This is a genomic window from Paenibacillus sp. FSL R10-2736, assembly GCF_038000245.1.
Classification (GTDB): Bacteria; Bacillota; Bacilli; order Paenibacillales; family Paenibacillaceae; genus Paenibacillus_AQ; species Paenibacillus_AQ phytohabitans.
On record NZ_JBBOBN010000001.1, the window covers coordinates 3282368 to 3297389 of the forward strand.

The 15022-nt window shown below is 55.7% G+C and carries 3 protein-coding genes; all 3 read left to right on the plus strand.

Translation table 11 applies throughout. The features are described 5' to 3' along the window. Position 1 precedes the first annotated feature (1 nt). The 3 genes from NSQ73_RS14360 to NSQ73_RS14370 are packed head-to-tail and all read left to right on the plus strand — an operon-like array spanning position 2 to position 14982. The gene (locus NSQ73_RS14360) at positions 2-6307 is read left to right on the plus strand and encodes a beta-ketoacyl synthase N-terminal-like domain-containing protein (RefSeq protein WP_340986950.1); all 6306 of its coding nucleotides are present in this window, start codon (positions 2-4) and stop codon (positions 6305-6307) included. Between the two features lie 34 nt (positions 6308-6341). After that, positions 6342-12794: an SDR family NAD(P)-dependent oxidoreductase gene (locus NSQ73_RS14365; protein WP_340986951.1), complete on the plus strand. Its 6453-nt coding sequence runs from the start codon at positions 6342-6344 to the stop codon at positions 12792-12794. Beyond that, on the plus strand, positions 12787-14982 hold the full coding sequence (locus tag NSQ73_RS14370) for a type I polyketide synthase (RefSeq protein WP_340986952.1): 2196 nt from the start codon (positions 12787-12789) through the stop codon (positions 14980-14982). Before NSQ73_RS14365 ends, NSQ73_RS14370 begins: the two co-directional genes overlap by 8 nt. Positions 14983-15022: the final 40 nt, after the last annotated feature.

Below are 15022 nucleotides of genomic sequence, written 5' to 3' on the forward strand. Positions count from 1 at the left end.
TATGCAGGGCAGAACACATACACCGGACTTTACGCAAAATAATGGGAATGTGCGCAGCGATGATATCGCCATTATCGGCCTCTCCGGCAGATTCTCCGGCGCCCGCAATGTGCAGCAGTATTGGGACAACCTTGTACAGGAAGTGAGCAGTCTTCAGGAAGCGCCTGCTGAACGCACGGAGCTGACCAAGCTGACCCCGGCGCAGAGGGCACATATCCGTTATGGGGGCTTTCTCCCGGGCGCGGATCAATTCGATCCTTTGTTCTTCCACATCTCTCCCAAAGAAGCGGAGCATATGGACCCCAGACAACGGCTGTTTCTGGAAGAATCCTGGAAGGCCATAGAAGATGCGGGATATTCGCTGCAGGATATGTCAGGCAGCAAATGCGGCATATTCGTGGGCCTTCAGCAAGGGGAGTATCTGGAGCGGTTCCTGGGTGAAACGAACGAGCATGTCCCTACGGGGAACAGCTTGTCGGTCATTCCGGCGAGAATTTCCTATCTGCTGAATTTAAAGGGGCCGAGCATCGCCCTGGATACGGCCTGCTCTTCGTCACTGGTAGCTTTGTCACTCGCTTGTGACAGCCTGCATAACGGCAGCAGCGAGATGGCGATCGCCGGAGGTGTCCAGCTTATGCTCACGCCATGGATTTATATGTCGCTGGGCAAGCTGGGGATGTTGAACACCGACGGAATCTGCAAGCCGTTCGCCGAGGAGGCGGATGGCATAGGCCTGGGCGAAGGCGTGGGCGCTGTGCTCCTCAAGAATTATGCTGCCGCGAAGCGGGACGGGGACCATATCTACGGAGTCATCAAGGGCATCGGGGTCAATCAGGACGGTAAAACCAATGGCATTACCGCCCCGAATGGTCTCTCACAGGCAGCGCTGGAACGTGAAGTCTATGAGAAATTCCAGATTAACCCTGAGCACATCAGCTATGTGGAGGCGCATGGCACGGGCACCCGGCTGGGGGATCCGATCGAGGTCGCTGCCCTAACGGAGACCTTCGGCGCATTCACGGACAAGAAGCAATATTGCCATCTCGGCTCAGTCAAAGGCAACATAGGACATACCTTGTCCGCCTCGGGCATGGCGGGTCTGATCAAGGTTCTCCTGAGCCTGCAGCACGGCAGAATTCCCGCTACGCTTCACTCTGGTGAGGGGAACAAGCTGATCGATTTTAAGAACAGCCCATTCTATGTGGGAAAAGAGACCGAGGAATGGCGCAGGGAAGCCGGACGGCCAAGAATGGCAGCGGTCAGCTCGTTTGGAATGAGCGGAACCAATTGCCATGTGGTGGTTGCGGAGCATATAGAGCAGGAAGAAGAAGCCGTCACCGGCAAAGCCGGGGACAATGACGGGAAAGTGCTGCTGTTCGCTTTGTCAGCAAAAAGCGATACGGCACTCGAGGCCAAGGTACAGCATCTGCGGGATTATCTGCAGGAGCGCACAAGCTTGGGCAGACTGGCCAATATATCGTATACACTGCTGGCCGGAAGAGATCATTACGCCTACCGCAGCATGTTCATTGCCGCAAGCCAGGAAGAGCTGGTCCGGGAGCTGGAGGCTTATCTTCATAAGCAGCCAAGCTCAGGCTGGTATAGCGGCGGCGGATCGGGCGGCAATGAGCGGGTGAACCCTGCGCTGAAATCCAAGATGGAGCAATTGCTGGTCCAGTTTCATCAGGACCGGCTTACTCCGCAGGAACGGGCAAAGGCGGCGCAGTTGATTGCCAATTATTACATCAAAGGCTATGCAGCCGATTTCAAAAGCCTGTCCGCTGCCGGGAGCTTCCGCAGAGTGCCGCTTCCAGGCTATCCCTTCGATTATATGCGCTGCTGGATTGAGGCAGCGGATGAGAAGAGAAGCGCGGAGAATGGCGGAGCTGCCGGAAGTACCGCAGCTGCCGGAGGGGCTCGCGGAGTATCCGGAAGTGGCGGAGCTGCCACAGGAGCTGACCAAGTATCCAGAAGCAGCTCAGCTGCCGGGGCTGCCGGAAGTGCTGGAGCAGCGGCAGAGGGGCAGCTACATCCGCTGGTTCACCGCAATGTGTCAACGGTGCAGGGAATCGGCTTCATAAGTGAACCGGAGGCTGCCGGAAAGGCCGTGTTCGGCAAGTCTATTTATGGGGCAGCGGTATTCAGCGAAGCTATTCTGCTGGCTATAGGCGCGCAGGCTGCACTGCTGGGAAGTGGTGCTCCGGGTATTGCCTCACTGGAGCAGATTCAATTCTGCCATCCTGCTTCTGACAAGCAGCAAGTGAAACTGAATATTCAACTTCAAGGTGAGGGTGAGGGGGATTCCCTCCGGTTCGCTGTCCTGCGCGAAGGACCGCAGCAGAATATCCTGGCAGCAGGTACGGCCAGAACAGGCCTGGCTTATCCGTCTCACGAACCGGCAACGGTGGATATAGGCAAGCTCAAGCAGGAAGCAGTGCAGGTTCGGACTGGGGATGAAGTCTACCGGGTACTGGAGAATCAAGGTATAGCTTATGAAGCACAGGCACAGATCATAACAGGCTTGTACAGCAGCCTGACAGACCACTTGGCGGTAATTTCACCAGGCCCGTTCCATTCGGCGGACGATGTCCTGGCAGCTATGCTAACTGAAGCCGTCCTGCAGGGGCTGAACATGGACATTATCGGCAATGGCGGCACGGCGTCTGCAGCTTATGAGATCGGTGAAATACAGCTTATCCGCCAAGCCTCATCGGCGAAATATGTTCATTTTCAGTCGGGTGGTCTGGAGACTGCCGGAGGTGAGCTTCATTATGACGTTCATGTGCTGAATGAGTCAGGTGAAGCGGTGCTGTCCTTTAAGAACATCCAGATGGTTCCCGTCAGCACCCGTGAGATTGTTACCGGGGAGCAATATGCTCTGCTTAAGAAGGAATGGATGAAGTCGGAGCAGCCTCGTGAGCCCAAACAGGGTAAAGGGCAGTATCTTATCATCGTAAATGAAGAGATGGATGATGACGCACTTGCAGCGGTCAGAGCAAGCTTTGAAGAACCGCTAATCCTGTGTGACGGAAAGGCGCAGCAAGCCCGTGACTCCGTGTTACCCGTTGACTTCACGCTTACAGAGGATAGTGAGCAGACGATTGAAGCCGTACTCGGGATGAAGCTGAAACTCAAGGGAATCGTTGATTTCTCCGATCTCCATGCACAGCCGAAGCCCATGTCCAAGCAGAGCTACGGTAAAATCATGCTTCTGCAAGCGCTGGTTAAGCAGGCGGGCAAGGATTTTCGGATTGTCCATTTGACCGGCGGGGTTCAGAATCCGGAGAACCGCACGGTTACTCTGGCCGGAGCGGATATCGCCGGGATCATCCGCACGCTTGGCGCAGAATATAGACAAGTCACCGCCCGCACCGTGGATATCGGCCTGGATGCTTCGGATATTAACCGGCAGCTCCGGATTGTTCTAGGCGAATTAAGCCTGGAATCCGATACCGCTGAAGCGTGCTATGCGGACGGATTGCGGTATGAGCCGGTTATCACCACGCTGAAGCAGCAGAATAAATGGATCGGCCGCGAACGGCATAACCGGTTGAAGGTAGACCCCAAGAAGGTCTACGTCATTACCGGAGGCACGCGGGGGATCGGGGCCGAGGTGGCCCGTCTGCTGGTCCGAAGAGGCGCACGGAAGCTGGTGCTGATGGGGGTTCAGGCTTTTCCTGCCCGGGAGGATTGGCCGGACATCTTGTCCGGCACTATCCATGATCCGGGAAGTCTGGCACGAATCAAGCGGGTAGTGGAGCTGGAAGCCTCCGGTGCCCAGGTTGAGGTGTATTCCGGTTCGCTGACCGATGCCGGGCAGCTTATGCCTTTTGTTGAGAGCATCCGGCAGCAGTGGGGCGGAATTGGCGGTGTTGTGCACTGCGCAGGCTCCAATCTGAATCAGCACCCGGCCTTTGTGAACAAAAAAATCGCCGATATCCGGCAGGTCTTTGAACCTAAGGTTGAAGGGGTGGCGGCACTCCAGCACATTTTTGCCCAGGATAAGCTGGAATTCTTTGTTCTATTCTCCTCCATTTCAGCTCTGGCGCCGCTGTTGTCTGCCGGGCTTAGCGATTACAGCGCAGCCAACTATTATCTGGACCTGTATGCACAGCATCAGCACACCCTCGGAAACAGTTATTATCAGTCGATCATCTGGCCGAGCTGGTCAGAGGTCGGGATGCTGGCGGATTCCGGATTTCAGCTTAGCCCGCTCTATACACAGTCCGGACTTACCGCACACAGCCTTGCCGATGGCCTCTTCATGCTGGAGGAAATCATCATTGGCAGTGATTCGCCAAGTGTGATTCCGGCTATTCTGGACATGGATCTTTACCGCCCGGAATTATTGATCAAGGCAAGCGCTGAACGGGGGAAGGGTTTACCTGGGGCGAAGGCCGTTGTGAAGAGTCAAGGCAGTCCTGACGCTGCGGTAGCCGGGGGGAATGTACAGAATACACTGAGTACCCCAAGTGACCTGCAAAAAGCGTCCGCCCTGATTCTGGATATCTTCTGTGCAGAGCTGAAGCTGCCGGGGGACCGTGTACGTGAGGATGTTCCGTTTGCCGAAATCGGCGTGGATTCCATTCTGCTGATCGAGGTCATTAAGAAGCTGGACACCGCTTTTCAGACCCGTATGGATCCGGCGTTGTTCTTCGAGCTTAGAGACATGCGCGCGCTGGCAGAGCATCTCTGCTCAAACGGCGCAGAATATAAGAGTCAGCCGGAGCTGGAGCAGGATGACCCGCCTTTGCTGACAGGCAATAGAATCAGATTCGCTGAACCGTATAACCGGGTGCCGGAATTTCATTACGGCCGTGGCAGGGAAGCAAGAATGCAAGCGGTACACAACGTACAGGACGAAACGCCTAGCCCTGAAGGCAGGCATGACGGACGGATTGCCGTTATCGGCATGGGCTGCCATTTTCCGGGGGCTGGAGACAAGGACGCCTTCTGGAACAATCTGCGGCAGGGACTGGACAGTATTACGGAGGTTCCGGCCAGCCGCTGGGACAAGGATGAATGGTACGCTCCTGTCTATGCAGAAGGCAAAAGCATCAGCAAATGGGGCGGGTTCCTGGACGATATCGAGCGCTTCGACGGCGGGTATTTCGGCCTTAAGGAGAATGTGGAGCAGATCAGTCCGCTTATGCGGCAGTCCCTTGAGGTTACAGCGGAGACCATTCTGGATGCGGGCTATGAAATGGAGGACATCAGCGGGAAGAAGGTCGGTGTGTTCATCGGCGCCCATCCAGGCTCTTATCCGGGATGGGTGCAGGATATCAATAAGAATACGATCATCGGCATCGGGCAAAATTTCATCGCGGCTTATGCCTCCCATTTCTTCAATCTCAAGGGTCCCAGCCTAACGGTGGACAGCGCCTGTTCTTCCTCGCTCCTCAGTCTGCATCTGGCCTGCCAGAGCATCCGCTCCGGCGAGTCGGAGATGGCTATAGCGGGCGGGGTGGATCTGCTTCTGGATGAGCGTCCCCATCTCGTATTCAGCGCCTCCAAGGCCATGTCGCCGGACGGCAAATGCCATACCTTTGATGAGGAGGCAAACGGCATCGTGCCGGGAGAAGGCTGCGGGGCGGTGCTGCTCAAGCCGCTGGCCAAGGCCCTCGCCGACGGGGACAGAATCTACACGGTTATTGAAGCCTCGGCAACCAATAATGACGGCCGTACGATGGGGGTTACCACCCCAAGCATGCAGGCCCAGGAAGAGGTTATCGCTGAAGCGATCCGCCGTTCCGGTATTAACCCGGAGACGATTGGTTACGTGGAGACCCACGGCACAGGTACGATGATCGGCGATCCCATTGAGCTGAAGGCCCTGACCTCGGTTTACAAAAGATATACCGGTGCCACAGGCTTTTGCGGTGTGGGCAGCGTGAAGACCAATATCGGCCATTGCCTCAGCGCGGCAGGCATTGCCAGCTTCATTAAGGCGGCGCTGTGCATCCACCACAAGATGCTTGTTCCCACGCTGAATTGCAGCCGGCCCAATCCGCGCTTCGACTTCGGGCACTCGCCTTTTTATCCGGTGCTTGAGGCCGCAGCCTGGGACAGCCACGGGGAGGCCCGGCGGGCAGCCGTCAGCTCCTTCGGATTCGGCGGCACCAATGTTCATATGATCATCGGGGAGTGCGGGGAGGATGCACTCAGCGGTTATACCCGGCGCAGATATCCGTTGCCTGCACCGCTGTATAACAAGCAGCAGGCCTGGGTAAACCGCGGGAAGGAAGAGGGCAGGCAGACACAGGATGAGCAGGATCAGCTGTCCTTTCTGCAATTCGTGGAAGAGTAGGCATGAATACGGGAGAGCGGAGAGGTGTGCACGCATGGACGCTTTAAACGGTGTGAAGTTCAGTACAGTAATTAAAAACAGCAATTATATCGTCAGAGATCATCGGGTTCACGGTGTACGGATCATGCCGGGTGTGACGCTGCTTGACATGATCTACCGGTTCCTGCAGACCAAGGGCATCAACCTGCGGGATATCGAGCTGCGCAAGGTTCTTTTCAGCGAGCCGGTCTCCACCAGCGGACAATATGATAAAAAAATCCAAATCTCGTTCACCAAAAAAGCAGACGGATACGAGGTCGTGGCGCAGAGCCGGAAGATTAAGGAGCATGAGCTCCTGGACAGTACCTGGGATGAAAACCTGCGCTGTGAGCTGCATTTGTCCCCTGCGCGCGCTGGCGAGCGGAAATCAATTGACATTCAGCAGATTAAAAGTCTGAGTCATCGCGTGGAAGATATGGACCATGCCTACAGCTATGTGCGGAGAATTGATATCCGCCATCTGGAATTTATGAAGGGTTTGGGTAAGCTGTATTACGGCGATCAGCGTATCCTGGCTGAGATTACCCTGGGCGAGCTAGCGAGGGAATATATGGACCAGTTCTACATGCACCCTTGTTATCTGGATGCGGCAACGCTGGTTCAGGGATTCGTCGTATTGCAGGAGCTGGATTTCTCCAGGGACATTCAGGCTTCCATTCCGATGTTCATCGAATCCTTCCGTTCCTATGAACCGATGAAGGAGCAGATCTATGTCTATATCAAGGATGAGGGTTATCCGGATGGAGACATCAAGGACCTGATGTATTTCGATATCGAGGTGTATAACGGGCAAGGACAGGAGATTGCCAGCTTTAGACGCTGGGGCCTGAAGAAGATCCGCTCCAGGGAACTGATCAGCGGGCCTCAGAAGGTTCAATCTCCAGCTGCGTCCCCACTGGCTTCGCCCGCACCTGCTAAGCTGGAGCCGGTCCAAGTCAAAGCCCAATCTCCGCTGGCCCGTACAGGAGTTCCGGCGGAAGAAGGTATGCGCAAGGCTGCTGTCACCGCTTATCTGAAGCGGCTGGTAAGCGGTCTGTCTGGAAGGGATGAGGCTGAGCTGCGGACCGATGAGGGCTTTTACAATCAAGGGCTGAACTCACAGCATTTGCTGGACATCGTCAAGCGGCTGGAAGAGAAGCTGGGAAGCCCCCTTTACCCAACATTGCTGTTTGAATACGCCACGATGGAGGAGTTAAGCCAGTATATTCTCCGGGAGCATAGCGATTCGTTTTTTGGCTCCGATACAGCGGCTGGCGATGTGCACCAATCGGACAAACCGGAACCGTCCGCTGCGGCCATTCACGCCTATACCTCCGCTTGGATCAACAGCCCGCTAACAGAGCATAGCGAGTCAGGATACCCGGGGCAGCAGGAGCAGGTACTGGTCTTGTGCGGGCAGCAGGATGAACTGCTGTCTCTGGCTGGAATGGCGGCAGGCAATCGCTACACCTTCGTGCTTCCGGGAGAGCAATTTGCCGCAGCAGAAGCCGGCATTTACCGCATGAACTTTAACCGCGGGGATGATTACAGGCAATTGGCAGATGAATTACAGGCAGCGGACCGCATGCCCACAGTTCTGGTCAACAGTCTGAATTGCGGCGGGCGGAAGCAAGGCGGTCTGCCGGAGTCCGAGCAGCAGGTGATCCCCATGTTCTACATCCTGCGGGAGCTGCTGAGAAGCAGAATTAAATCGGCAGTAAAGGTGCTGTATTTCTTCGATCAAGAGGGGGCTGCCGCTCATCCGGGCGATGCAGCGATGGAGGGATTCCTGCACTGCATCCAATCCGAAACGGATAAGGTGGCTTATAAATGTATCGGCCTGGATGCGGAGAACCGTAGGCAGCTCCGGACAATTTTCCAAGATGAACTCTACAGGGGCTGGGACAGCGGGCGCCGTGTGGTGTATGAGCGGGACATACGGAGAATACAGACCTACCGTAAGGCAGGACACGTAGCTGGTGGAGGTAAAACGGCCATTCGCAGCAATCAGGTCTACTTGATTACAGGTGGAGCCGGAGGCATTGGACAGAAGCTGGCAGCTCATGTTCTGCAGCAAGGCGGGACAGCCATTCTCTGCGGCAGAGCTGCCAAGCTGCCGGAAGAGGCTGCAGCAGGGTTAGGCGCGCATCAGCGTCTGGATTATGTAGCTTGTGATGTAACGGACCGGACATCGGTGGAGCGCCTGCATGCTTTTGTGAAAGAGAAGTATGGGGAATTGGACGGAATCTTTCACTGTGCGGGACTTACACGCGATTCGTTACTGGTGCATAAGGACAGTGATGAGCTGCGTCAGGTGCTGCGGGTAAAGGCGGAGGGGACGGCCAATCTCGATGAAGTGTTCAAGGGGGAGCCGCTCACGTTTTTTGCCGCTTTTTCCTCCGTGGCGGGAATTCTGGGCAATCCAAGTCAAAGTGATTATGCGTATGCCAATTTATATATGGATGGCTATATACAGCAAAGAGAACTCTGGAGAGCGCAGGGGCTGAGAAGCGGCAAATCCCTGTCCGTCAACTGGCCTCTCTGGCGCGAGGGCGGCATGAAGGGCGACGAACATACGGAGCTTGCGCTAAAACACAGATTTGGCATCTCGCTCCTGGAGACCTCCGCAGGGATAGAGGCGCTGGAATGGGCGCTGCAGCGGGAAGAAACCCTATTGCTCATGGTTCCGGGGGAAGAAAGCAGGATTGACGCTGTCTTGGTCCGGGACGGGGAGTGGAATGAGGAGTTACATAAGGAAACGGCGGCTACACAGCCTGAGATGGCACCGAATCCGACTATCCGTTCTGCCGGAGGTACAGAAGAGGATGACCTCGCGATTATCGGAATCAGCGGGAGATTTCCGGGTGCGGACAATCTGTCGGAGTATTGGGAGCTGCTCAAGGCAGGCCGGGACGCCGTATCGGAGGTCGATCCGCAGAGGTGGAGTCATGAGGAGCAGCAGCGGATTGCCCGGGAGAGCTGGGGCAAGGACAGCTCCCGGTGGGGCGGCTTCCTCCGCGATGTGGACAAGTTCGATTCACTGCTGTTCAATGTGGCACCTTATCAAGCCGTGCTGATGGACCCGCATGAGCGGGTGTTTCTGGAGCTGGCCTGGGAAGCATTCGAGGATGGCGGGTATATCCGGTCTGAACTCAAGGGTCAAAAGGTAGGCGTATTCGCCGGAGCCATGTGGATGCAGTACCAGCTGTACAACACCAGCCGGCAGGTCTCCACTTCCACCCTCTCGTCGATTGCCAACCGGGTCTCATATTATTTTGGACTGACCGGACCTTCGCTGGGCATTGATACCATGTGTTCCTCCTCGATGACGGCGCTGCACATGGCCTGTCAAAGCGTGAAGAATCAGGATTGTGCCATGGCCCTGGTTGGAGGGGTGAATCTCTCCGTGCACCCGGATAAGTACCTTCTGTTGTCCCAGGGGAATTTCGCTTCCTCGGATGGCCGGTGCCGCAGCTTCGGCGAAGGCGGCGATGGTTACGTGCCCGCCGAGGCAGCGGGCGCAATTCTGATCAAGCCGCTGAAGCAGGCGGAGCGGGACCATGACCGGATCTATGCAGTTATCAAGGGCAGCGCCATTAATCATGGCGGGGAGGCGAGCGGGTTCACGGTTCCCAATCAGCGTGCGCAGGAGGAAGCCGTGTCCGAAGCGATCCGCAGAAGCGGCATCGATGCAGGCACCATCAATTATATTGAAGCGCATGGCACGGGGACCTCGCTGGGCGATCCGATTGAGATCAAAGCGCTGATGAATGCTTTTGCTCCCCATAAGGACGAAGCCTTCAGCTGTGCCATCGGTTCAGTCAAGTCCAATATCGGCCATGCCGAAGCGGCTGCGGGCATATCCTCCATCGCCAAGGTGCTTCTGCAGATGCAGCACGGGCAGCTTGTACCATCAATTCATTCTGAACGAATTAACCCGCATATCCGGCTTGGCAATTCGGGCTTCTACATTCAGCAGAAGCTGGAGCCGTGGAAGCCGGTCACCCGTACCGCAAACGGGCGGACAACGGTGTACCCGAGACGCGCCGGCATCAGTGCTTTTGGTGCGGGAGGTTCTAACGCCCATGTCATTCTGGAGCAATATACCGGCAGCAGAAGCAGCGGGAATCAGGATCAGCAGAATGTTAATAATGATCCGTATATCTTCATATTATCCGCGCAGACCCCTGAACGGCTGCAGGCTTATGCCCGGCGGATGAAAGCTTTTATGGAACAAAGAACAACAGAGGGCCACGGTAGTCATAAGGACATGACAGCTGCCCTGCAGGAGGTCATTGCTCAAATGCTGGACCTTCCGGTCACCGGGATCGGACAGGATCACTCCCTGGAGGAGCTGGGTCTCGGGCCTGTTGAATTCATCCAGCTGTGTGACAGGCTCCTGGCGAGCTTTGGCATCCAGGCAAACGCTTCTGCCGTTAGCGGTGACTTAACAGTGGAAGAGCTCAGCTGTCAGCTTGTACACGGAGTGGCAGGTATGGAAGGTTATGAGGCTGCTGAAGTCAGGGCCGGGGCGGTGCAGGAACTGTCGTTGCCGGGGCTCAGCTATACACTTCAGGTAGCCCGGGAACCCATGAAGCACCGGCTGGCTGTCGTGTACCGTACACTCAGTGAACTGCTGGTGACGATCGGGGATTATTTGGAGCAGCGGGCATCCGCCCAACTGTTCACGTCAGAGGCAGGCTTGGCTGCACAAGGGCAGGCAAGTAAGGCGCAAATGCAGAGACATGTACAAATCCAGGCTAATCCGTATACGCCGGGCGATGCTGAACGCCTGGCCCAGGCATGGGCGGAAGGCGCAGCTATAGACTGGCGGACATTATACGGGAATGACGTACCTGAGCTTCTTTCGCTGCCGCATTATCCGTTTGCCCGTAAAAGCTATTGGATCGAACCGCTTAACCCATCACAACTAATTTCAACTATACAAGAGTATGCAGAACCCTCTCCAACTGCCGGATTCGCAGCGCCTGAAGCAATTCCGGCGTATGCGGGAAATGAAGTTATGTTGGAGCATGTGGAGGGCGGCGTCGCTATTATCCGGATTCAGGATGCCAAGCATAACAATACTTTTACCCATGAGGTTATACAGGGGCTTACCCATTGCTTCCAGGCTGCACAGCAGGATGAGCAGATCAAGGCGATTGTGGTTGCCGGGAACGAGCGGATCTTCTCCATGGGCGGAACCCAGGAGCAGCTGCTGGATATTTCTGACTCCAAGCTGAGCTTCACGGATGCGCCGATTTTGTACAGGGGGATGCTGGAGTGCCCTATCCCTGTGATCTCTGCAATGGAAGGCCACGCTTCCGGCGGCGGCCTGCTGTTCGGATTGTATGCGGATATTGTGGTTATGGCTGAGGAGAGCTTGTATTCCGCTGCCTTTGCCAAATACGGCTTCACTCCGGGGATGGGCGCAACCTTCATTCTGGAGGACAAGCTGGGGAAGAATCTCGCTGTTGAGATGATGTTCACAGCCAAAATGTATTCCGGCGAACAGCTCAAAAGCAGATCAGCCTCCGTCATCTTCCGGGCAAAGGACAAGGTGCTGCAGGAGGCGGTGTCGGTTGCCCGGCTGATTGCCGAGAAGCCGAGGACCACGGTCAGTGTGCTGAAGCAGGAGCTGTCCAGCCGGGTGCTGGATTCATTACTGCAATGTGTGGAACGTGAGAATGAAATGCACCGGATTACCTTCACCACCTCAGAGGTCAAAGCAAAGATCCGCCACTTATACCGGGCCGCGGAATCAGGGGGGAATGAGCGGGAAGCTGTAACGGCAGCAACCCTGTCTGCACCTGAAGATAAAGAAAACAAGGCAAGCCTGCCGACCGGGGGTATACATTCCGGTTTAACGGACCATGACGGTTCAGCAGGTCTTGCCAGTTCAACAGACCCTGCTGACTCCATTCCTTCCATATATGCTTCAGAAGCCGATCGGAACATTGAGCGGAACTTCAAGGACGAACTGACCCGGATCATCGCTAACCGGATACAACTGGATGAAGCAGAACTGGACGAGGATATGAATTTCAAGGATATGGGTGTGGATTCCATCAGCGGCGTTGAAATTGTGCGCGATCTCAATGAGAGCTTCAGCCTGCAGCTCGACACCATCGATATCTATGACTACTACTCTATTAATCTTCTTGCCGCGCATATCGGGCGCAAGCTGGGGTCGTTTTTACAGGTTAAGGAAGCGGAAGTACCGGGAATATCGGGATTAAAGGCAGTACCCGCAGTCTCAGGAACATCTTCAGGTACGAGTAGGGGAGCTGAAGAAGCCGGAGCTTCAGGAGGACATGCCGGTTCAGGAGTATCCGGGGGTTCTGCCAACTATACTCCCCCATCGGTTAACCAGGAGGACCGTGATCTGCTGGAGCTGTTGTCCAGGCTGAACGAGGATGAGCTGGATGTGGACGAAGTAGCCCAGTTTTTGGAGGTGTACTATGAGTAACGGCGAGACGATCAAGGACATATTGCAGCAGATCAAGGACCATAAGCTGGAGGCACGCGAAGGTCTGAGACGTATCCATGAGCTGAAGCAGCGGGGAGATGCGGTTTCCGGTGCAGAGCAGACCCTCTCTCCGGAAGCCGTGGAGCAGCAGGTCAAGGATGTGCTGTGCCGGGTAGTGAAGCTTCAGCCGGAGGAGCTGAGCCATGAGCTTTCTTTTAAGGAAATGGGCATTGATTCGATCAGCAGTGTGGAAATTGTCCGCGATCTGAATGAAGCGCTGCATATCCAGCTTGACGGCATCGTGCTCTATGATTATCCGACCATTCCCGAGCTGGCCCGGTATATGGTAGATGAGATTCAGAAGAACAGCGGCGCAATGCCGGTGAAGGGAATCAATGCCAGTGCTGCGAATGCAAACTCGCAAGAGCAGATACACGAACCTGTGCAGTCCCAACGCTTAAACCACAGATATGAATATATGAATGATCTAATCGATCAATTCTCGACAAACAAACCGGCGGCAGCGCCGGCCAAACCGAAAGCGCCAATGAACGAGCCAGTGAACGACTTCAAGGAGCCGGTAAAAGCTTCTGAACCAGCCACTGTCTCGCCGCACGCCGCACGATCCCTGAAGCCACTAACCGGGCGTCAGGCCAAGGAGGAAAAAGCACTTGCGGCGCAGGCTCCCTTATCCGCTGGACAACCGGCCTCTGGAGCGCCCAAGCTGACACTGAAAACTGGCGCAGCCCCCATAGCTCCCGCAGCTTCAAGTACAGAGGCTACGGGCAAGATCAAACTGGGCTTTGCCGCCTCCCGCCCTGCGGAAGAACCGGTAAAGGTCACGCCGGAAGCTCCTCCAGGAGTTTCCGCTGACCAAGCCACAGCCGCTGCGGCAGAAGGCATTGCGATTGTCGGGTTATCAGGCAGGTTTCCCGGCGCCGCTTCGGCAAGAGAGCTGTGGCGTAATCTCCGTGACGGTGTAGCCAGCACGGGTGAAATTCCCGCCAGCCGGTTCGATATTCGGGCATGGTATGACGAAGACCGGAAAGCGGATCAGAAGACTTATTGTACGGTTGCCGGACTGCTTGACCATGTGGATGAATTCGATCCGTTATTCTTCAATATTTCTCCTAAGGAAGCGGAGATTATGGATCCGCAGCAGCGGATTTTTCTGGAGGAGGCCTGGAAGGCGCTGGAGGATGCCGGATATTCCGACCAGGCGGTGCAGGATACCCGCTGCGGCGTATTTGTCGGCTGTGCACCAAGCGATTATACCAAGCATCTGGAAGCGAACCGTCTAAGCAATACCGCAGATGCTTTTACCGGAACTTCTTCGTCGATCCTGGCTGCGCGAATCTCGTATTTTCTCAATTTGAAAGGTCCGAGCATTTCAATAGATACCGCCTGTTCCTCGTCGCTGGTTGCCGTACACCAGGCATGTGTCAGCCTCTGGAATGAGGAATGCGACATGGCGCTGGCCGGAGGTATCCGGCTGATGATTACCCCGGACAGCATGGTGCAGAGCAGCCAGATGGAGATTCTGTCAGCGCAGGGTGTATGCAGGCCCTTCGATCAGGAAGCAGACGGGACCCTGCTGAGCGAGGGCGTAGGGGTCGTGGTGCTGAAGCCGCTGAAGCAGGCGCTGGAGAACAGGGATCATATCTATGGTGTAATCCGCGGCTCAGGTGTGAATCAGGACGGCCGGACCAATGGCATTACCGCACCAAGCGTGAACTCGCAGATTCAATTGGAGAAACGGGTGTACGAGAAGTTCCGCATCGATCCGGCCGAGATCAACTATGTCGAAGCGCATGGAACGGGCACCGCTTTGGGGGATCCGATCGAAGTAAAGGCCCTGACCGAAGCGTTCCGCGAATTTACGCAGGACAGCCAGTATTGCGCGCTTGGGTCCGTCAAAGCCAATATCGGACATGCCACAATGGCCGCCGGTGTCGCCGGAATGATCAAAATCCTGCTGTCCCTGAAAAACAGACAAATCCCGCCGCTGATCCACTATAACCGGCTTAATGAGAAGATCAGGCTGGACGGAAGCCCCTTCTACATCAACACCGAGCTGGTAGATTGGCCGGAGAACAAACGGGGCTCCAGAATGGCTGCAATCAGCGGGTTTGGCTTCAGTGGCACGAACTGCCATATCGTCATCGAAGAATACCGCAGGGGAAGCTAGAAGCTGTAAGAGCGGCCGAAATTCATACATTCATTAGGAA